Here is a 20,442-nt window from a genome sequence, read left to right on the forward strand (position 1 = left end):
CATCTTATTAGCCTGCCGCCACCGCGCTACCCGTTGAGAATGATTTTCGCGCCGCTGATGGTCACCAGGCCCGAGGCGTCGAGGGTGATGTGGCCGTTGACCCGCAGCTTGAAGTTGCCCGACACCTTGTGAGTGAAGTCGGCCGCGTTGGTGTGGGTTTCGTCGGCCTGGACCGACACCGCCCGCCCGCCGCTTTGAATGGTCAGGGTCTCCTTGCCCTCGATGACCGTCACCGAACGATTGTTGTGCACGTAAATGCGCTGGTCGTGTTTGACCTCGGTGGTCATGTCGTTTTGCACCACCTCGTTTTGATCCTTGGCCGCATGGGTGAAAAATTCCTCGGCGCCGGTCCGGTCCTCGAAGGGGATCTCGTTGAAGTTGCCCTGGCCCTTTTTGCTGGAGCTGCTTTTCAGAGTGCTGCGGGTCTTTTCGGCGGGCAAGTCCACCGGCGGCATGTTGTGGCTGTTGTACACCCGGCCGGTGATGATGGGCCGGTCCGGATCGTTGTCCAGAAAGTAAGCGGCGAAACGGTCCATGGTCCGTCGGTCTCCGGAATGCGCGGCGGCTGTCGGCGGGATTTCAGCGCACCGGTCGCACGGGGCATCCCCGAATCGTTGCATCTGTTGTTGGTTTGGTTGAAGCCTGACAAACTGCGTGCAACGGTTCCCGGACCCCGGGTGGGGGGGTCCGCTGCATGGTGCGGACGCCGTGGCCGAAGGATCAGGGTGGAGCAACGGTATCAGAGGGAAGTGTTCGAAGCCGGGGCACGCAAATTTTGCGCTTTCTTATATTCGCTTTGCCCCGGGGTGTCAACCGCAAGACACGCCTGAGGGCCCTGAAGGGCCAGTTTTAGGGCCCTGGCGGGCCATTTTTAAGTTTAAGGAATTCTATCGCTTAGGGATGGTTGGGGTTGGTGGATAACAGTGGGAGGCGAGACGGTGTGTTTGCCCGGTGAGCAAATCGGGTTGGGTGGGTTTGTCGAGGGGAATCGGGTTTGTTTAACATGGCGATGGGTGTGCGGTGGACGCCGCATTAGCGAAACACCTCTTGGCCTTCGGCCACCGGCAACCAGTTGCCGGTGCCACCCACAACTCCCCTATACACATATCTAAACGACAGAATTCCTTCAACTTAAAACTTAACACTTAACACTTAAAACTATCCCCAAGACAGACTCCGACGGCCAAGGGTTGTCGGATCAAAATCTGTTCCACTTGATTTCTACATGCGATTGCCCTTGCGGTGCTTGCACTTTGTCCTTGCATTTGGTTGTGCCCATCGCCTAAAATGCGTTGATGGCATTCAGCGCACATGAACCTGGAGATCGCTGATGATCGAATCCAAATATCTGAAAGAAAATATTGAAAATATCCAGCGCCTCATGTCCATCCAGGCCTTGCGGCACTTTGAAACCCGCAACCTGGGCAAGCTGCTGCGGCTGAGCAAGATTCGCCAATACGAGGACGGCGAGCAGATCATTCAGGAAGGGGACATGGATCCCTGGCTCTATTTTCTGCTGTCGGGCCGCATCCGCATCAGTAAAAGCGGGGAGGAGATCGGCATCATCTCCCGCAAAGGGGAAATCTTCGGCGAGATGCGCATCATCGACGATCAGAGCCGCTCTGCGTCGGTGCACGCCATCGGACCGACCGTCTGCCTGGCGGTGGACACCTCGGCCGGCAACCGCCTCAACACCTCCGACGAGAAGGAGGCGCGGCTCGATTTCCTGCTGCTGCTGTATCGCATCTTCGCCGAATACATCAGTGTGCGGTTGCGCTTGACCAATGAAGAACTGGTCAAGGCCAAAAGAGATGCCAAGAAACCCCTCGACGATCTGGAACCGGTGGATCCGTCACCACCCAACAGCCCTAAACGGCATGTCGAAAAGTTCTGATGTCCGCCCGCACCGTCCGCTTTTCCAGTGATACCGCCAATGTGTTTTTCCACATTCTGACCCAGTGCAACCTGCGCTGCCGCCACTGCTACATCAATCCCCGCGAGCACGGTACCCAACGGCTCAGCCTGGAGACCATGACCGACTGGCTCACCACCATGGCCCGCCGGGCCCCGGGGGCCAACCTGGTTTTTCTCGGCGGTGAACCCACGCTGCATCCCGACCTGGCGGCAGCCGTGCACGCGGCGGCGAAGCTGGCATACGGCTCCATCACCATCGACACCAACGGCTATCTGTTCCACGACATCCTGGACCACATCACCCCGGAACAGGTCAATTTCATCAGTTTCAGTTTGGACGGCGCCGGGCCTGAGACCAACGATCCCATCCGCGGGCAGGGGTGCTTCGCCGCCTGCACGGCCGGCATCCGCCAAGCCAAGGCCAAGGGGTTCCGCACCAGCTTGATCTTCACGGTCAGCCAAATGAATCTGGACGATTTGAAGCGCATGCCGCCTTTGCTGGACGAGCTGGGCATCGACCGTTTTTTCATCCAGGTGATCGGCCTGCGGGGCCAGTCGGCCGCCGGGCCGGAAGACAATGCGCATCATTTGCAGGTTTCCCGCGCGCAGTGGCTGGAGAAGGTGATCCCGGTGGCCCACCGGGTGGCCCGCGACAGCGGCATCGTCGTCTCCTACCCCAAGGTGTTTCTGGAACCGGATGCACCCTTCGAGTGCGCCGGCCGGGTGGCGGACAATTACTTCATCTTCCCCAACGGCCGGGTTTACCGCTGCCCCTTGTGCGAGGACTACCCGCTGCACAGCCTGCAATGGGTCGGCGACCGGCTGGAGGCCACGTCCCCCATCAACGAGGCCGACCTCTTCTCGCTGGACATCGCCGAGGGGTGCGTGATGAACAAGCTGATCCAGCCCCACAACCTGGCCTACACGCCGGAGGGCAAACCCGCCTACCAAATCGCCTGTTGCCTGCTCAAGGCCACCCTGGGCGAGGAGGGGTAATCCGACGCCATCCGACGGATCGGGTGTTGACCGGCGGCACTTTTTGCGAACCACACAAGACAGTTTTCGGCACTGCCCCCAAAGGTTCGTGAAACCTTCAGGGATAGGTGTAAATCCCACCTTGCCAGTTGCGAATCCACCACTGTTCGGGACCTTTGGCGATAACGGCATCGGGGGTCAGGGCCATCTTGCCGCCGCCGCCGGGCAGATCGACCATCATGTGGGGTACGCCCATGCCGGACAGCGGACCGCGCAGGGCCGCCAGCAGCGACAGGGCCCGCTCGACGGGCACCTGGAAGTGACGGGTGCCGGGCACCCGATCCAACATGTGGAGGCAATAGGGCCGCACCCGCAGATCCAGCAGGCGCTCCATCAGATCGGTCAACACGACGGGGTCGTCGTTGACCCCTTTGAGCAGCACCGTCTGGCTGCCGAGGGGGATCCCCGCATCGGCCAGCCGGTTGCAGGCCGTGGCCACGGCGGGGGTGAGTTCCGCCGGGTGGTTGAAATGGATATTGACATAGAGCGGGTGATAACCAGCCAGCAAAGCGACCAGTGCCGGCGTGACCCGCTGGGGCAGCACACCGGGCATGCGGGTGTGAATGCGCAGCCGGCGTAAGTGGGGCATGGCGCGCAATTCGGACAGCAGCGCCGCCAGATCGGCATCCGCGCGCATCAAAGGATCCCCGCCCGACAGAATCACCTCCTGGATGTCGGTGCGTTGCCGGATATAGGCCAGCGCACGATCCAGTTGCGGCTTGCCGTCGCGGTGCGTTTGGATCACACGCCGCTTGCGCATGCAGAAGCGGCAATGGACGGCGCACTGATCGGATACCAGCAACACCACCCGCCCCGGATAACGGTGGATCACCCGCGGAACCGGCGATTGTCGCTCCTCGGTCAGCGGGTCGTCAGCGGTGGCCGGATCATCGAGCTCGGCGGCGCTGGGGATCACCTGTCGCCCCAGGGGGTCATCGGCGGATTGGATCAGCGCGGCGAAATAGGCGTTGACGCGCACGGGAAAAAGGGCCCGCGCCCGCAGGCCGGAATCCGGGCCCCAACAGGGCGACGAACCATCGGCGGGCGGCTTGAGCAGATCGCGCCAGTTGGTTTCATCCATGGCGAACATCTCCCATGGCCGTCACACATTGAAGCGGAAATGGACGATGTCGCCGTCCCGCACTTCGTAGGTTTTACCTTCCAACCGAACCTTGGCCTGCTTGCGGGCTTCGGCGTAATTGCCTGCGGCCATCAGGTCATCGTAGGCCAGCACCTCGGCGCGAATGAATCCTTTTTTGATGTCCGAATGGATCACCTCGGCCGCATCCACGGCCGCGGTGCCGGACTGAATGGTCCAGGCCCGCACCTCGTCTTCGCCCACGGTGAAAAAGGAGATGCGGCCCAACAGCGCATAGGAAGCGTGAATCACCCGGTCCATGGCCGAATCCTGAATGTCGAAGGCTTTGAGAAACGCTTCGGCCTCATCGGGCTGCATGCGGCTCAACTCCTGCTCCAGCTTGCCCCGAATGGTCAGGCGCTGCTCACCGTCCGCCGCGGGATCGTCGGCCGGCAAGGCTTCATCCTCGTCGGGGTTGTTGTAGATCACAAGGCAGGGCTTGGCGGACAAGAAGGCAAAGCCCCTGAGCAACCGCGCATGGGCCAACTCAGGAAAGCGCCGCAAGGGGGTTTCGTTGTTCAGGTGGGCGACGCACTGTTCCAACAGGGCCAACTCTTCGGCATCCGGCTTCTTGCCCCGCTTTTGTTCCATCGCCAGGCGCTCCAGCCGCTTTTCCGCCACCACCAGATCGGCGAGCATCAACTCCTGGTCGATGGCCTGGAAATCGGCCGTCAACGACGGTGCCCGTCCATCGAGGGCCTGGACGTTGCGCACCACATGCAGCAGGGCATCGCATTCGCGCACCTGCAGCCAAACGCTCTGCTCCGCCCGGCCCTTGTCGCGGGCCGCCTCGGCAACGGCCGGCAACAGGTAGGCCACCTGGGCGTAGGTGGTTTTGCGCGGCTGATAGAGGGCCGAGAGACGGTCCACCCGCTCATCGGGTACGTGCACGGTGCCCAGCCGGCTTTCCCGCCGCTGGGCCGGATCGAGTTGCGAGCGGGTCAAAGCTTCAAATATGGTCGTCTTTCCGGCCCCGGGCAGGCCGATCAATCCCAATTTCATGACATCCCCTGTTGGCAGTGCGGCAGTCCATGACGCCCACCCGCGTCACACATCGGCACATCGAACATGGACCGAGTCCGGCAGGTGGAGAAAAGGTCACTTCTACCGCCGTAAGGTCGTCATGGCAAGGGCAAATCCCCGCCGCCGGCACCAGCCGCTTATGCGCACCGTTGCGAATTGCAGGAGACTTGCCGTCGATCCAGTAACGCAACTATTCTTTGACATCCCGGACCAACTTCGGTAGATCTGACCTCACTCACAAACAAACGACCACGCCACGCCATTGTGGTCCACCCAAAGCGGAGAGCATCATGGCGCGTCCGGCCCCGACCTTGCACCCGGAAGCCCCGCCGAACCGGTCGACGAAAGCGCCCGGCCGGCCTGACCGTCCGAGCGACCACGGCGACCAACGGCAAATCAGGCAGTTGCAGGCGCGCATCGCCCGGCTCGAAACGGCGGCGGCCAAACACCGCCAAATTCAGGAAGCGCTGCATGAAATGCAACAGCGCTATGCATCCTTGGTGGAAAACATTCCCGACGTGGTCTATTCCTTGGACGAGGAAGGCCACATCCTGACCATCAATCAAGCGGTGCGCCACTTCGGCTACGACCCTGCGGAGCTGGTGGGTCGGCCCATGGTGGATCTGATACACCCACTGGATCGCCACCGGGTGGTCCAGTCCTATTGCGAAGTGGTGGCCAAGGGCAAGGATTATTGCCGCACCCAAAAGTTCCGCATCCTGACCCCTTGCGGCGAAACCCGCTGGCTGGAAGCCAATTGCGCCATCCGCTTCACCTCCGGCGGCCGCTTCATTCTCCAGGAAGGGGTGTGCCGCGACATCACCGACAACGCCGTCGTGGAGCAGCACCTGCTTCAAACCCGGGACATTCTGGAGCAAAAGGTGCGGCGGCGCACTTCGGAGTTGCTGCAAACCAATGCGGAGTTGCACAGGGAGATCGAGGAACGGCGGGCCATGGAAAAGATCCTGCGTGATCGGGAGCGGGACCTGCAGGTGGAGAAAGCCAACCTGGAAGAGACCAACACGGCCTTGCGGGTATTGCTCAAGCGACGGGAGGCGGACAAGGCGGCCTTGCAGGAACAGGTGATGTACAATGTCAAGAAACTGGTCTTGCCCTACCTGCACAAGGTTCGCAAGGAAATCCGCGACGAAAGGCAGAAGACCTGCCTGAGCATTGCCGAGGCCAACCTGGGGGATCTGACTTGCAGCTTTTCGCGGCGCCTCTCACTTTCCTACTACGGCCTGACCGTATCGGAATTGAAAGTGGCCGATTTTATCCGCAAAGGCAAAAAAACACAGGAAATCGCAAATCTTCTGGGCCTATCGCCGCGCACAGTGGAAGCCTTCCGCCAAAGTATCCGCAAGAAACTGATGTTGCAGAACAAGAAGGTCAACCTGCGCACATTCCTCATGTCCATCAAGTAAGGGCTCGCGCGACAACGGCGATCACCGGGTCAGGCCCGTCCCAAGTGGTCGCGGCACAGGCGCTGCAGCCGTTGCAAATGCCCATGCAATTCCAGCAATTTGCCCTCCATCAGCAGGGCCAGGACGGCCATCCGGTTTTCGGCCGAACCGGCCTTGTCCAGCATGAGGTCGATCTCGTCCTGCAACGAACGGTATTGGGGATGCCGTTCCAGAAACGCGGCCCTTTCGCGCATGGCCGCCGCCAGATACTGTTGCGGGTCCCAAGGCGCTTTCGGTTTGCGTCGCCCGGGATCCGGCAAAGACAATCGGTGCGCCATGGCACCTCCTTTACGGCGCGTTGCGCAGCAACACCGCAATGATCGCTTCAATGATCGGTTCGGCCCGGTGGCGGTCGACACGACACGCCCCTGCGCCTCGATGGCCGCCACCCCCGAATTGACTGAGCAGCCGCCCCACGTTGACCCGACACCCCCGATTCAGAATACTGTGGCCGAGCTTGATCATGGTGTAGGGGCCATCCTCATACAACTTAATGTTCACCACCGCCGCAGGAAACAGGGAGTATACCAGAAAGCGGTTGCCGTCCGGTACCGGCGACAATTCACGCAGATCGGTGATGGATACGTGATCCCGCAGGACCGTATGCCGCTTGAGCACCTCCTCGTAAACCCTGTTTTGGACGATGGTCGCCTCGCACCGTCGCCGCACCCTCGGATCGGCCATCACCTGCGCGATGGGCGCCTTGCGCAGCAACGCCACCAGATGATCGCAATAGTCGGCATCCGACGCATTTCGAAAGGTGATGGTCATGGACAACAGCACGTAGGGAAAACGCTCGGGATGCAAAATTTCGTCCAAATGCAACTGGGCCGCATCGATACGGTCGGCCTGTTGCACCAACGCTTCAAAGCGATCCCCGAGCACATCCCGGTAATATTCCTGCACCAAGCCGGCGGCGGATGGGGCAAGGCGATAAATGCCCTTGTACTCGGTCTGAACGACGTTGGACACATGGTGATCGAACCAAAGGGCGACCTCTCCTTTTAGAGGCAGATTGGCCACTACATCGTGCGGTGTCAAGGGTACTTTGCCGGATTGCATGTCGGCGGGCTGCACCCACAGCACCGGCAACGCGCCGTCCAGCGCCTCTTTGAGCAGCACGGCACACACCACACCATCGAAATCGGGTCGTGTCACGATTCGTTCAACCATGGTCTCCTGCCCGGCCAAGCCGTTTTGCCTCTTCACCCGAATGGACAATATCCAACATCAACACTCACTGTGGCAAAAATTGTTCAGCGGACGCATATCTATCGGCAAAATATCAGTCAGGGCCTGGAAATGCAATATCGTGGGGGTATGACACGGTGGGTGGCCGCCCACTTTGCCATGCGCTCCAGCGGTATATATCGGCGGGGCGCCCATGGATGCGGCCCATGGATGTGGAAGGGTTGGCCGGCCGATTCCCGGTGGGGGAGTTTCGGCGTCCTACAACGCCTTGCCTTGAGGGGTCATTTTGGTCTCGATCCGGCCGCTTGCATCCAGTAGAAACAAGAGGTGCCCTTCCCGGGTTGCATAGCGCACCAGATCTTCAAAGATGATGGCCTGGATTTCAAGGGGTCGCCCCGGTGTTTTGGCCAAGTGCAGCACGGCCTGTTGCCCGGTGTCGCGATCCTTGAAAAAGGGAATGAAGGTGATGTCCGCAGCGTCGTCGTATTGCCCCAAAATTTTTTCCTCACGCCCCGGATCTTGTATCACCACATAGACCCAGGTGGTTTCCGCGATGCCATTTGCCATTACAATCCTCCTCCATCAGTGTCCGCCCGGACGGCACGCCTTGCGGATCGCATCCGCATTTTCGCGCAATCGCCGTTTGCATTCCGGCCGACTTGTTTGGGTGTCCCCAAAACCGCTGTGGTATAGCGCACAACCAACGGTGATCATTTTAAAGCGCACTTGCAACAAGGGCTTATAGGCAAATGGATGCGTGGTGTCAACATGGCCGAAAAACGCGGCAGATCGATCCCATGGCTGCGATGCACCAGATTGCACTTTACTTTTATGTCGGCCTGACTATACTGACCCCCCAATTCGGAACGCCGTTCTGTGAAGGAGCCTGTCATGGAGTTAAAACCGACAATACCCCCCGAAACCCGCCAAAGCCTGCAGCGTTTGATGCCCTACATGTCGCCGGAACTGCGCAACGATCCCCAGCGACTTGAAGCCATCTTGCTGTTTTTCAAGCTCGGTGGCGACAAACTGGCCCGGATCGTCATCGACGCCTACAACCAGACCCAACGTCTGCAAAAGGTGCAGGAACAACGCATGCGCCTGCGGGCCGAGATGCTGGATGCGTTGGAAGAGGCCGAAAAGGATGAGGATGACGATGACGACGACGATGACGCAGTCGATGACGACGACTTGAACGATTATTGAACGGATGGGGGCTCGCTCATGCGCGAGTTCTAAAGGGGAAAAGGCGTCAGGCTCTCGCAACCGTTTTCCGTCACCAGCAAGGTCTGTTCGAATTGGGCCGACAAAGAGCGATCTTTGGTCACGGCGGTCCATTGATCTTCCAGCACCAGCAACTCGTAACCCCCCAGATTGATCATGGGTTCAATGGTGAACACCATGCCCGGCACGAGGCGAATCCCATCGCCGCGTTGACCGTAGTGGGGAATCTGGGGCGGTTCATGGAAATCGAAACCCACGCCGTGCCCGACAAAATCCCGTACCACTGAACATCCCTGCCCCTCGGCATAGGTCTGGATAACCCAACCGATGTCCCCCACGCAATTGCCCGGTCGCACCATGGCGATCCCCTCTTTGAGGCTTTGGCGCGCGACCGCGACGATCTTGCGGGCGTCGTCTCCCGGGGTGCCGACGAAAAAGGTCTTGTTGGCGTCGGCATAATACCCGTTCAAGATGGTGGTGACATCGACATTGACGATATCTCCGTCCCGCAGCCGCCGCGGTCCGGGTATTCCGTGACAAATCTCTTCGTTCACCGATACGCAGGTGCTCTTGGGAAAGCCGCGGTAGTTCAGGGGGGCGGGTGTGCCGGCGTGTTCGACGGTGAACTGGTGCACCCAATCGTTGATCGCCTCGGTGGTGATACCGGGCGCGATACGGGCTTCCACCATGTCCAGGGTGGCCAGCACAAGATCTCCGGCGCGGCGGATGCCGGCCACGTCCACGGGTGTTTTGAGCCGAATCTTGGGCTTCTGGGGATGGATGCGAGGCGTCATCGACGGCTCTTTGGCCAGGCAGCACTTTTTGAACTTTTTCCCGCTGCCGCATGGGCATGGATCGTTCCGTCCAATTTTCCCGCCTCTTTCCGGTCGATTCAACCGCACGGTGAGTTCTCCAAAGCACTTGACGATCCGTTGCCCCCTGCAACGGTATCCAACAAACTATAATGATATCCTGCAGGTGTCAATGGGCGACACAAGCGATATGGACAGACCCGAATCGAAATCGCTATCGAAATCGGGATCGGAATCGGGATCGAATGCAAGGCAATTCGATCTTTGTTTGCAACCCAAGGACCCTTCGGGTATGAAAAGGGGTAACGATTGAAATGAAAGGGAGTCGGAATACGGCCATGAGCGACAATTCATTACCGCCGGACGGTTCGAACGAAGAGTGGGAAAACAGGGTGTTGTGCCCCGACGAGGCGTGCATCGGCGTCATCGGCCCCGATGGCCGCTGCAAGGAGTGCGGATTGGTGTACGAAGGCGAGTTGCCGACGCCGCGCAACGTTTCGGAAGAACCGCAAGATCCGGTACCGCCCGAAACAACGGCAGCGGACGAAACGCCGCGGACGGACCACGGCGCCGATGCGGTGGACGACGCGGATGACGATGAGAACGACGAGTGGCAACGGCGCACCTTGTGCAGCGACGAGAGCTGCATCGGCGTGATCGGATCGGACGGCCGTTGCAAGGAGTGCGGCAAACCCTACCGGCCCTGAACCGGCCGCCGGCAAGCGCCGCCACAGCGCAGGGCCTCAGCGGAACTGGCTGTAGTGAACGGCGTACCGCTTGGCCTTGTAGGCGAACTTGCGCACCGTCGTCTTGAGCACCTGGGCCGCGGCGCTCACATTGCCCCGGGTGTTTTTCAGGGCATCGATGATCATCTCCCGCTCCAAATTGGCCACCGCCTCCTCCAGGGACAGTTCCGGCAAGGTGCCCGATTCCTGGCCGGTCTGCAGGGTGGGCGGCAGGTGGTAACTATGGATCACACCGCCGTCGCAGAGCAGCACCGAGCGTTCGATGCAGTTTTCCAACTCCCGCACATTGCCCGGCCAATGGTAGTCCATCAGCATGTCGATGGCCGGGGTCGAAAATCGCTTGATGTGCTTGCCGTTCTCTTTGCTGTATTTTTCCAGGAAATAGTCGGACAGCAGCAGGATATCGGTTTTGCGCTCCCGCAGCGGGGGCATGTAAATGGGGAACACATTGAGGCGATAGTACAGGTCGCCCCGGAAAGTGCCGTCCTCGACGGCAATTTCCAGGTTCTTGTTGGTGGCGGCGATGATGCGCACGTCGACCTTTATGGTTTTCTGGCCGCCCACCCGCTCGAACTCCTTCTCTTGCAGCACCCGCAGCAGATTGGCCTGCACGTCCAACCCGATGGAACCGATCTCGTCCAAAAATATGGTGCCCTTGTGGGCCAACTCGAACTTGCCCAGCTTCTGTTTGATGGCGCCGGTGAAGGCCCCCTTTTCGTGGCCGAACAGCTCGCTTTCGATCAGATTGGCCGGAATGGCGGCGCAATTGACTTTGACAAAAGGTCCTTTGGCCCGGTGGCTGTTGTAGTGGACCGAATTGGCCACCAACTCCTTGCCGGTACCGCTCTCCCCCCGAATCAGCACCGTGGCGTTGCTTTTGCACACCTGGGAGATCATCTGGAACACTTCGCGCATCTTGTTGCTGTTGCCGACGATATTGGTAATGCGGTACTTGTTTTCCAATTCATCCCGTAAACGACGGTTTTCCGCCCGCAACTGCTCTTTTTCGCGCCGGATGGTTTCCAGGTTGATCACGTGCTGGGCGATCATGGTGGCCACCACCGCCATCAACTTCTGCCCATCTTTCAGCGAGTAGCTTTCATCGTGGGGGCGGTCCACGCTCAGAGCGCCGATTACATGATTGCCCTTCTTGATGGGCACGCAGATAAATGAGAGCTCTTCGAAATCCTTGCTTTTTTTGCGGGTGGCGGTACGATCCAGGAAAAGGGGTTCCTCGCTGATCTTGGGGATGGTCACCGCCTTGCCGGTTTCGATGACCCGGCCGGTGATCCCCTCGCCCAATTTGTACTTGACCCGTTCGATGGTGCTCAGGGAGATGTTGTGGGCCACCTCGATGCTGATTTCGCCGCTGAGCGGATCGAGGATGGAGACGGTGCCCCGCACCATGTTCATGGAGCTGGACAGGATATCCAGAACCTTATATAGGGAGTTTTTCAGTTCCAGGTGCTCGTTGAGGGCCTGGCTGATTTCGTACAACAGCGTGATCTCTTCAATGCGTTTCATGGGCTTGTCCGTTGTGTATGGTTATCCTGATTGGTCGCACGATGGACGAAATTGATTCGAATGAGTGCCAATATCACAATTTTGTAACCCATGGCAACCCCCACCCTCCTCCATGTGGACATGGACGCCTTCTTCGCTTCCGTAGAGCAATTGGACAACCCCGCTTTGCGCGGCCGATGCGTGGTGGTGGGGGGCACCCACCGGGGCGTGGTAGCGGCGGCCAGTTATGAAGCCCGCCGTTTCGGGATTCATTCGGCCATGCCCATCTTCCAGGCCAAACGCAAGTGCCCCCGGCTGGTAATTGTTTCCCCCCGGCGGGCACGCTATGCCCAACTGTCCCGTCGCATCATGGAGCTGTTGCGCACCTTCACACCCCTTGTGGAACCGGTCTCCATCGACGAAGCCTATCTGGACATCACCGGCTGTGGCCGCTTGCACGGGCCGGTCCTGGAAACGGCGCGGGCGATCAAAGCGCGCATCCGGGAAAGCACCGGATTGACCTGCTCAGTGGGGGCCGCCCCCAACAAGTTTTTGGCCAAGATCGCTTCGGAAATGGACAAGCCGGACGGACTCACCGTCATTGCACCCGAGCAGGTGCAGGACTTCATTCGTGACCTGCCCATCGAAAAGGTGCCGGGTGTGGGACAGCGGGCCAGGGAGCAGTTGGCCGCCCTGGGGGTGGAACGGCTGGGCCAGGTGGCCGGCCTGCCGGCTTCGCTGCTGGTTCGGCGGCTGGGGGTCTACGGCCACCGGCTGCTGGCATTGTCCCAAGGCCGGGATGAAACGCCGGTCAAAGCGGAAAGCGAGCCCAAATCGGTGAGCAGCGAAACCACCCTGGAACGCAACACGGCGGAACGTTCGGTGCTGGCCGCCCGGTTGCTGGCCCAAAGCGAGACGGTGGCAAGGCAACTCCGGCAACACCGTGTCGGCGCACGCACCATCACCCTCATCCTGAAAACCGGTGATTTCAAACGCCACTCGCGCAGTCGCACTTTGGACCGTGCGGTCCGCTCCTCCGAAGACATTTATCGAATCGCCGTTGCCCTGCTCGACGCTTTTGCATTGACACAGCCGGTGCGTTTGGTGGGCGTGGGCGCCGGCGGGCTGCAACCGGACAGCCTACCGGTGCAACAACCCCTGTTCGGCGAACCCGAGACCCCGACGCCCCGCCGATGGGAAGTTTTGGACCGCGCCATCGATGCCATATCGGCCAAATACGGTCGGCAAGCCGTCGGTCGGGGCACTTTGAATAGGTTGAAAGAAGGAAGTCAACGGGCGGCACAGCGGCAAGTAGAAAAACGTACGGAACGGTTCTCACCGACCGGGGACGCAGGGGGGCGCGCCGGCAACGCCGCAGGAAAGAAGGGCCGGACCGGCAGCGACACCGGCCCCGATCAATGAATCAGGTTGGCCCCTTTCTCCGTCAGCTTGAGCCGGGGGACGGTCCCTTTCATCTCATATTTGAGGAACCCTTTGGCGGCCAACTGTTTGATGGCTTTCTCAAAATCTTTTTTCTCATAACTGTTCAGAAAAGGCAGATACTCCTCGACCAACCAATTTTCCGGGATGATGTCATTTTCCTCACCTTCCATGGCCCGAAACTGATCCAATATATCTTTTTTGATGGCTTTGATATCTCTGCTCATTGCTCAACCTCTTCGATGACTTTCGAATAAAGTGAGTAAAGTTAACGCAGCTTGGCCGTTTTGCAAGCGGGGCGCTTCAACTATCTCGTGTACTGGCCGATCGGACGGGCGAAATGATTTGCATCTCCTTTCTTGCTCATGGTCGTTGCCACCCCCCATGGCCTCACACCTCATCGCTGTAGCGTCGGCGGATGGCTTGCAGGATAGGAAAACGGTTTAGAAAAATCGCCACCAGCTCAGGGTCGAACTGGCTGCCGGCGCCTTGTTCGATTTGGGCCAAAATCTTTTGCTCGTCCCACACCTCTTTATAAGTGCGTTTACTGCTCAGCGCATCGAATACGTCGGCCAGGGCGACGATGCGACCGAACAGGGGAATCTCCCGGCCCCGTTTGCCCCGGGGCCGGCCGTCGGGTCCTTCGAAGCCAGGCAGGGACCGGCCGGTGCGATAATCGACGTGTCCCGGATAACCGCTGCCGTCCCAACGTTCGTGGTGATTCAAGGCCACGATGCCGGCGGCCTCGTCGAAATCGGACTGTTGCTGCATGAACAACCGGGCACCGTGGAGGGTATGCTGCTTCATCATCTCATACTCGTCATCGCTGAGGCGGGCCGGCTTTTTCAGAATCAGATCGGAAGTGGCCACCTTGCCCACGTCATGCAACATGGCCGCCATGCGCAGCACGTCCCGGGACTTTTCGACCACCTGCTCCTCCACATGATGCTGCCGCGCCCACTGCTCGTAAATCTCCACGGCGTAGGCCGCCACCCGGTTGACGTGCAGACCGGTCTCTCCGGGATCGCGCATCTCCGCCATGCGAATCATGCGCAAAATCAGGGCACGGGTCATTTGCGCCCGTTCCAGAGCCACCGCGGCCACCGCCGCGAAGTGGTGCATGACGCGCTCGTCCGCTTCGGTGAAAGGCACTATGGCCCCGCTGTCGGAACGGGCATTGATGATCTGCAGAATACCGAGAAGGGAGCGGCCGCTGTTTTCCAGGGGCAGGGTCAGCACGGATCGTGTGGTGTAGCCCGTGGCCGCGTCGAATTGCCGGTCGAAATGGTAGGGCAGGGTGGGCGCAAGTCGATAGACATCCGCGATGTTCAAGGCACGCCCGGTGGCCGCTACATATCCGGCAATGCTTCGGGTGTCGATGGGGACCTTGAAGGTGGAATAGATCAGCTTCTCGCCGCGGGGCAGTTTTTGCGACAGGGTTTCGTTCTGGGTGTAGGCGAATCGCAGCCACTCGTTTTCGCGGATGTAGATGGAACCGGCATCGGCGTTGGCAAATTGCCGCGCCCGGGTCAGCACACGCTCCATGAGGATGTCCAGATCGCTGATCTGGCTCAACTCGATCCCCAACCGCGTGAGGCTATCCAATTTCTCCTGTTCGGTAAGCATGCCGCCGGACCGTTTCAGGGGATCTCCCCCGGAGATGTGTGATCGCGTCCGCATCCGCTCTGGCACGGGCAGCCCATTGAAAGTGGGCGTGGGCCGCCCGAACGCCATGACCGCATGCCGTCCTTTGCCGGTTTGCGCAGCTTGCCGGATGGTACCGAACACCTCCCGAAGTCCCCCGGGCGGGTTCGCGGTGTCCATCGAATCATTTTATATTGCGGGTTATATCAGACCGTTGTGATATGGTCAAGGATTTGGAAGGCGAATGGTGAAGATACTGCCCGCACCCTCCCGGCTCTCCACATCGACTTGGCCCCCGTGGGCCTGCACGATGTGTTTGACGATGGCCAGACCCAGTCCGGTCCCCCCCATTTGGCGGCTGCGGGCCTTGTCCACCCGGTAGAAGCGCTCGAACAGCCGCGGCAAATGGTGCCGCGGGATGCCGAGGCCCTGATCCTGGAAGCAAATACGCACCTGCTGCTCGGCCGGTGCCGCGGAGACCGTCACGACACTGTCGGCCGGGCTGTATTTGATGGCATTGTCGAGCAGATTGAACAGCGCCTGCTCCATCAGGGGGCGATCCACAAAGGCTTTCACCCCCTCCGGGCAATCCACCACCACGCGAATGGCCTTCTCCTCGGCCTGCCGGCGGCACAGGTCGATCACCGTTTCCAAAAGTTGCCGCACGGGTGCCGGCCGCAAGCGCTCCCCGTCCATCCGGCCGCCGCCCTCCAGGCAGGCCAACTGCATCAAATCGTCGATGATGGTCACCAGACGGCGTACATGTTTGAGGATGATCTCCAAAAAGCGCTGCGCCTCCCGGGGATCGTCCACCGCATCCTGGGCCAGGGTCTCGACGAAGCCCTGGATGGCGGTCAGGGGTGTTTTGATCTCGTGACTGACGTTGGCCGCAAAATCGCTGCGCATGGTTTCCAGGCGGCGCAATTGGGTCACGTCGTTGAGCACCAGCAAGGCGCCCATGCGCTGACCGGCAGCGTCCATCAAAGGGGTGCAGCGGGTCGCCAGGACCCGCTCGGAAGCTTGGTAAAGAACGATGTCCTGTACCGCACTTTCTTTGCCGTCCAGGGTCTCGCGCACCATCCGGTGCAGCTCCCGGTTGCGCACCACCTCCTGGATGCTGCGCCCCTGCAGGGCTTCGGCCGGTTCGTTGAGCAGCCGCACGGCCGCATCATTGAGGTGCAAAATAGCCTCCCTTTGATCCAGGGCCAGCACCCCTTCCATCATGCTGGCCAGCACCGCCTCGGTTTCATTGCGTTGGCGAATGACACTCTGAATGCGTTTTTCCAGCTCCGCGGCCATCTGGTTCATCGCCCGCGCCAAACTCGCCATTTCAACCGTGTCGGGAGGCACCAGACGATGGGACAGATCGCCGGCGGCAAATCGATCCGCGCCCCGGCGCATCTCCTCGATGGGGCGACTGATGCGTCGCGAAATCCAAAAACAGATCAGGGAAGCCAATGCGGCGATGGCCAGCCCCCCCTGGAAAAAACGTATTTGCAAGGCGCGCAACGATTCCTGGATCTCGGTCAGGGCCATGGCCACCCGGGCAACGCCGACCGGGGTGCCCGTTCCCACGGGCACCGCCAGGTACATCATGTGACGGTCAATGGTTTCGCTGAACCGCAGGTCCGTTCCCACCGCCCCGCCAAGGGCCTGGACGATTTCGGGACGGCGACCGTGATTCTCCATGGCGGCCGGATCGGCCTCGGAATCGGCCGCCACCTTGCCATCGGGCAACACCACCGTGATGCGGCTGGGCACGCTGCGACCGACCCACTTGCACAGGTCATCCAAAGCGGCTGCTTGCAACGGTGTGAGCAGGGGCTCGAGACGGGGGATGAGCAAGCGGGTTTGATGCAGCAACTCCTGCTGCACCCGATCCAGGTGGAAACGGTACATGACGCGGGAGGCATACCACCCCGTGGCCAGCAGCACCAAAAGAAGAAGAATTAAGTAGGCGGGGTAAATCTGCCAGACAAGGCGGCGGCGCATCATGGGCCCGACTCCTTGAAACGATAGCCCACCCCGCGCACCGTTTCGATCAAATGGCCTTCGGCGCCCAATTTTTTGCGCAGCCCCACGATTTGCACATCCACACTGCGGTCGGTGACGGGATAATCATCGCCGTGGACCGCATCCACGATCTGGGCACGGGTGAAAACCCATCCCGGCCGACCGGCCAGGAATGCCAGCACCTGGAATTCGGTGTAGGTCAAATCGATCGCTTTCCCATCGATGGTCAGCCGTCGACGGTCCACATCGATGATCATGGCGCCGATTTGGATCACCTCCCGGGCGGCGGGCGCCGGGCCGGTGTGGCGGCGGAAGACGGCACGCAAACGGGCCAACAGCACCCTGGGGCTGAACGGCTTGGTCACATAGTCGTCGGCGCCCAGTTCGAGTCCGGTGACCACATCCACCTCTTCACCCTTGGCGGTGAGCATGACCACCGGAATAAACGCCGTCTTCGGGTCGTTCTTCAAACGGCGGGTCAACGCCAACCCGTCAATGCCCGGCAGCATCAAGTCGACGATGGCCAGATCCACACGCTGTTCCCGCACGATCCGCCAGGCCTGCTCACCGGTGGCGGCACAGTGCACGACATAGCCTTCCCGAGCCAAGTGAAAGCGCACCAACTCCAGGATATCCTCTTCGTCGTCCACCACCAGAATCGATTTGTCAGCCATCCGCCGGCCCCTTAGGCACTTGTCTGAAAAGCGTCGGGGCCATACCCGCCGGGTGAGGCCGCCGCCGATCCTCCTTGCTTGATGGACACTGAAACCACACCCGGGTTAGCGCTGCGTTAGGGCACGGTTAGATTTGTGTGAGCAGGCCCGCCGCGCCGCCCGGGAGCCTATTTGCAGGCAAAGGGATAAAAATGGTGAAAACAGTAGCCCCCCGGATCGCCATACAACGTTTCGGTTTCGGCCATGCAGCTGCCGATCATCTGTCGCGAAACCGTTTCGTAGTCCGACCGCTGCTCTTCTTGTTTTTTACAGGCCAGACAGATGGGTTGATGGTCGTAGACGGACAGAATCCGCTTTTCGTAAACGCCCAAGGCGGCGTTGCAGCGATGACAGGCCGTTGCGCAGGACAGTTGCTCTTCCCATTTATCCATTGAATCCATCCTTTGATTTAGGGTATGGCACCCAAGGCATGCCGTTTTCGATGCCGCGCACGGTGCGACAGCGCCATCGGTCATGGTGTTCTCCGGATGCCCCCCGCCGTTGCAAGGTGATGGGTCTTAAGCGACCCGCAGTGGTCGCATTTTAATCCCTAACCGGAGATGTGGCAACAGACAGACGATCAGGAAACCGGTTTTGACACTGCTGAACATAGCAGCCCTTGCCGTGGCCTTGGCCATGGATGCGTTTGCCGTGGCCATCGCGGCGGGCATCAAACTGGGCAGGGTCAGTTTGCGCCAAACGTTTCGCCTGGCCTGGCATTTCGGGTTTTTCCAGGCCGCCATGCCCGTTGTCGGGTGGGTGGCGGGGCTGACCATCCGGGAATCCATCGCCCGCTACGATCACTGGGTGGCTTTTGGCCTCTTGCTTTTCGTGGCCCAGGGCATGCTGCGGGATGCCTTCCGTGGCGACAACGGCACCCCCTCCCGGGATCCCACCAAAGGTTGGACACTGGTCATGCTCTCCCTGGCCACCAGCCTGGACGCCCTGGCCGTGGGATTGAGCCTGTCACTGATCGAAGTGGACATCTGGGCGCCGGCACTGCTCATCGGCCTGGTGGCCGCGGCCTTCACCACCCTTGGACTGCACCTGGGCAAACGGCTGACCCGGGCGACCCTCGTGCGCCGCTACGCCGATGCCATCGGCGGTCTGGTGCTGTTGACCATCGGCCTGAACATTCTGCGCCAGCACGGGGTTTTCGGCTGATCAGCCAACGGCTGACGGCGAAGTTCAGAGGGCGCCGAGACCCGTTCGCGCGATCCGATCCGCTCCGCCGACCGGCCTACGGCCGTTTGGATCCCGATTGTCGGCACACGCCCCCATCAGGGCTCGAGAAACGGCCATCCCATGGGCGGCTGCGGTGTGCGGCGGGCGGTGGTATCAAGCAACTCGAACACGATCACCTCCATGATGTGCCACACCTTGACCCCCTGGCGGACGCATCCGGTCACACTTTTTCCCTGCCGTCCACATGCCATGTGCATGTGCAGCAGGGGTGCCCCTTGTGCATCGGGAAACAGGGTGCCGGTACCGGTCACCTCATGGGTGCCTTGCAACAGGTGCTCCATGGGTTCGATGGGCAGCGCGCGCCCCTCACGCGGTCCCACCACCAACCGGCTGCCGTCATCCGCGCCGCCGAGAATCAGCAACGCCGCGGCCTTGACCGCCTGTTCACGTGCGAACTGTTCGATCACCTCGTGAACGATCTCCCCATCCTCCAGACGCAAAACGAAAACACGCCCTTGGCGCGCTTGGGAAAACTTCATCACCCCTCCCCTTGCAAGGCGTCCGCCGACCGCAAGCCGTCATCGGATGCCACGACCTCCATGAAAAGACGAAACATCACGATGTTCACCAGAAGACCGACAAACGACCAGGCCGTGCTGACCAGTACGCGGAAAAAATCGTTGTTGGTCAGGCCTTGCAACAGCTGGTCGCTGCCGATACCCGCCAGCACGATGGGTACGTAGGTGGTGGCCAGCAAAGTCAGAATCAGGAAAAAGTGGGGCCGGGTGCGGATGAAACTGACGCGCATGGCATCGACGGGACGCTGGCCGAACAACACCAGGTAAAATTCGGCGAAGGCCAATCGCACCCCCAGCCAAATGCCGGGTATGATCAACAGACTGATCCCCAGGCCGATCAAGGCGACCAGCACGGTTTTCAACAAAAACAGGGGCGCCCACTGTTGCATCGCCGCGGCCAGCAGCGCCCCGTTGGTCGGCCGCTCCCCCTTGGCGCGCCGGGCCATCAGGTGAATCAAGGCGGCGGTGTAAACCGGGTAAATGAGCAGGTTCACCATCATCGGCGCGAAAAGGGCCATGGGGCTTTCCCGCAGACTGCGGGCCAGCACGAAATCGAACAGAGTGGTGGCGAACAAAAAGGGCAGGCACAAAGTGGCCAGCTGATAAAAATGGTCCCGAAAGAAGCGAAAGCCGTCGTTGATGATCTGCAAAGCTTTCACGGGTAGGTTGGATGACATAAATAGCTCTTCCTGCCGTTGAAATTGAAGCCGATAGGGTTACTGAAGGTCGCAAGATACCGCTTGCGGTCGGCCACTATCTATCATGAGCGCCACCCCCTGCCAACAGATAGGATTTTTGTATTGACAACTTTACAACTTTG

The 20,442-nt window shown here is 60.2% G+C and carries 22 protein-coding genes; 7 read left to right on the top strand and 15 right to left on the bottom strand.

Annotated elements, in window-relative coordinates:
* Positions 1–26: 26 nt before the first annotated feature.
* Positions 27–536: a bacteriophage T4 gp5 trimerisation domain-containing protein gene (locus tag MRX98_RS00645; protein ID WP_246902128.1), complete on the bottom strand. Its 510-nt coding sequence runs from the start codon at positions 534–536 to the stop codon at positions 27–29.
* Between the two features lie 794 nt (positions 537–1,330).
* Here MRX98_RS00645 and MRX98_RS00650 point away from each other — a divergent pair.
* Positions 1,331–1,894, top strand: coding sequence for a cyclic nucleotide-binding domain-containing protein (locus MRX98_RS00650; RefSeq protein ID WP_246902129.1), 564 nt, complete (start codon positions 1,331–1,333; stop codon positions 1,892–1,894).
* Entirely contained in the window at positions 1,894–2,910 is a 1,017-nt protein-coding gene (locus MRX98_RS00655) for a radical SAM protein (protein ID WP_246902131.1), read from the top strand. The genes MRX98_RS00650 and MRX98_RS00655 overlap by 1 nt, the downstream gene beginning before the upstream one ends.
* 97 nt (positions 2,911–3,007) lie before the next feature.
* Here the strand turns inward: MRX98_RS00655 and MRX98_RS00660 are convergent, their stop codons facing one another.
* Both MRX98_RS00660 and MRX98_RS00665 read right to left on the bottom strand, forming a co-directional pair.
* Positions 3,008–4,030 carry a KamA family radical SAM protein gene (locus tag MRX98_RS00660; RefSeq protein ID WP_246902133.1) on the bottom strand — a complete coding sequence of 341 codons (1,023 nt, stop codon included), beginning with the start codon at positions 4,028–4,030 and terminating at the stop codon, positions 3,008–3,010.
* A gap of 21 nt (positions 4,031–4,051) precedes the next feature.
* Positions 4,052–5,089, bottom strand: a complete 1,038-nt coding sequence (locus tag MRX98_RS00665; RefSeq protein ID WP_246902135.1) for a DUF933 domain-containing protein — start codon at positions 5,087–5,089, stop codon at positions 4,052–4,054.
* 311 nt (positions 5,090–5,400) lie between these two features.
* Between MRX98_RS00665 and MRX98_RS00670 the strand changes: the two genes are divergently transcribed.
* Complete coding sequence (locus MRX98_RS00670; protein WP_246902137.1) at positions 5,401–6,534, top strand: PAS domain S-box protein; 1,134 nt, start codon at positions 5,401–5,403, stop codon at positions 6,532–6,534.
* Between the two features lie 29 nt (positions 6,535–6,563).
* Here MRX98_RS00670 and MRX98_RS00675 read toward each other — a convergent pair whose 3' ends face one another.
* The 3 genes from MRX98_RS00675 to MRX98_RS00685 all read right to left on the bottom strand — a co-directional run bounded on the left by MRX98_RS00675 (position 6,564) and on the right by MRX98_RS00685 (position 8,331).
* A complete protein-coding gene (locus MRX98_RS00675; RefSeq protein ID WP_246902139.1) occupies positions 6,564–6,851 on the bottom strand; it encodes a hypothetical protein in 288 nt (95 codons plus the stop codon).
* A 10-nt stretch (positions 6,852–6,861) separates the two neighbouring features.
* On the bottom strand, positions 6,862–7,746 hold the full coding sequence (locus MRX98_RS00680; protein WP_246902140.1) for an exopolyphosphatase: 885 nt from the start codon (positions 7,744–7,746) through the stop codon (positions 6,862–6,864).
* A 276-nt stretch (positions 7,747–8,022) separates the two neighbouring features.
* Entirely contained in the window at positions 8,023–8,331 is a 309-nt protein-coding gene (locus MRX98_RS00685) for a hypothetical protein (protein WP_246902142.1), read from the bottom strand.
* Between the two features lie 324 nt (positions 8,332–8,655).
* Between MRX98_RS00685 and MRX98_RS00690 the strand changes: the two genes are divergently transcribed.
* On the top strand, positions 8,656–8,970 hold the full coding sequence (locus MRX98_RS00690; protein WP_246902143.1) for a hypothetical protein: 315 nt from the start codon (positions 8,656–8,658) through the stop codon (positions 8,968–8,970).
* Positions 8,971–8,999: 29 nt separating this feature from the next.
* Here MRX98_RS00690 and map read toward each other — a convergent pair whose 3' ends face one another.
* The gene (map, locus tag MRX98_RS00695) at positions 9,000–9,890 is read right to left on the bottom strand and encodes a type I methionyl aminopeptidase (RefSeq protein WP_343217714.1); all 891 of its coding nucleotides are present in this window, start codon (positions 9,888–9,890) and stop codon (positions 9,000–9,002) included.
* 248 nt (positions 9,891–10,138) lie between these two features.
* Here map and MRX98_RS00700 point away from each other — a divergent pair, with 248 nt between their 5' ends.
* Positions 10,139–10,507 carry a hypothetical protein gene (locus tag MRX98_RS00700; RefSeq protein WP_246902145.1) on the top strand — a complete coding sequence of 123 codons (369 nt, stop codon included), beginning with the start codon at positions 10,139–10,141 and terminating at the stop codon, positions 10,505–10,507.
* A 36-nt stretch (positions 10,508–10,543) separates the two neighbouring features.
* On the opposite strand, the gene MRX98_RS00705 is transcribed toward MRX98_RS00700, so the two are convergent.
* Positions 10,544–12,070, bottom strand: coding sequence for a sigma 54-interacting transcriptional regulator (locus MRX98_RS00705; RefSeq protein WP_246902147.1), 1,527 nt, complete (start codon positions 12,068–12,070; stop codon positions 10,544–10,546).
* Positions 12,071–12,160: 90 nt separating this feature from the next.
* On the opposite strand from MRX98_RS00705, the gene MRX98_RS00710 reads away from it, so the two are divergent.
* Entirely contained in the window at positions 12,161–13,471 is a 1,311-nt protein-coding gene (locus tag MRX98_RS00710) for a DNA polymerase IV (RefSeq protein WP_246902149.1), read from the top strand.
* On the opposite strand, the gene MRX98_RS00715 is transcribed toward MRX98_RS00710, so the two are convergent.
* From MRX98_RS00715 to MRX98_RS00735, 5 genes are all read right to left on the bottom strand, one after another.
* Entirely contained in the window at positions 13,465–13,716 is a 252-nt protein-coding gene (locus tag MRX98_RS00715) for a hypothetical protein (protein WP_246902151.1), read from the bottom strand. The two genes, MRX98_RS00710 and MRX98_RS00715, sit on opposite strands and share 7 nt — an antisense overlap.
* A gap of 163 nt (positions 13,717–13,879) precedes the next feature.
* The gene (locus MRX98_RS00720; RefSeq protein ID WP_246902153.1) at positions 13,880–15,115 is read right to left on the bottom strand and encodes a GAF and HD-GYP domain-containing protein; all 1,236 of its coding nucleotides are present in this window, start codon (positions 15,113–15,115) and stop codon (positions 13,880–13,882) included.
* A gap of 243 nt (positions 15,116–15,358) precedes the next feature.
* Positions 15,359–17,128 (bottom strand): ATP-binding protein, encoded by a 1,770-nt coding sequence (locus MRX98_RS00725; protein ID WP_246902155.1) that lies wholly within the window; start codon positions 17,126–17,128, stop codon positions 15,359–15,361.
* Complete coding sequence (locus tag MRX98_RS00730) at positions 17,125–17,820, bottom strand: response regulator transcription factor (protein ID WP_246902157.1); 696 nt, start codon at positions 17,818–17,820, stop codon at positions 17,125–17,127. Before MRX98_RS00730 ends, MRX98_RS00725 begins: the two co-directional genes overlap by 4 nt.
* 167 nt (positions 17,821–17,987) lie before the next feature.
* The gene (locus MRX98_RS00735) at positions 17,988–18,251 is read right to left on the bottom strand and encodes a hypothetical protein (protein ID WP_246902158.1); all 264 of its coding nucleotides are present in this window, start codon (positions 18,249–18,251) and stop codon (positions 17,988–17,990) included.
* A 202-nt stretch (positions 18,252–18,453) separates the two neighbouring features.
* Here MRX98_RS00735 and MRX98_RS00740 point away from each other — a divergent pair, with 202 nt between their 5' ends.
* The gene (locus MRX98_RS00740) at positions 18,454–19,023 is read left to right on the top strand and encodes a manganese efflux pump MntP (protein WP_246902160.1); all 570 of its coding nucleotides are present in this window, start codon (positions 18,454–18,456) and stop codon (positions 19,021–19,023) included.
* A gap of 116 nt (positions 19,024–19,139) precedes the next feature.
* Here MRX98_RS00740 and MRX98_RS00745 read toward each other — a convergent pair whose 3' ends face one another.
* Together MRX98_RS00745 and MRX98_RS00750 are read right to left on the bottom strand one after the other, a co-directional pair.
* A complete protein-coding gene (locus MRX98_RS00745; protein ID WP_246902162.1) occupies positions 19,140–19,583 on the bottom strand; it encodes a PPC domain-containing DNA-binding protein in 444 nt (147 codons plus the stop codon).
* Complete coding sequence (locus MRX98_RS00750) at positions 19,583–20,299, bottom strand: hypothetical protein (RefSeq protein WP_246902164.1); 717 nt, start codon at positions 20,297–20,299, stop codon at positions 19,583–19,585. The genes MRX98_RS00745 and MRX98_RS00750 overlap by 1 nt, the downstream gene beginning before the upstream one ends.
* Between the last annotated feature and the right edge of the window lie 143 nt (positions 20,300–20,442).

Origin of the sequence: Desulfatitalea alkaliphila (assembly GCF_022968795.1) — a bacterium.
GTDB classification, from domain to species: domain Bacteria; phylum Desulfobacterota; class Desulfobacteria; order Desulfobacterales; family Desulfosarcinaceae; genus Desulfatitalea; species Desulfatitalea alkaliphila.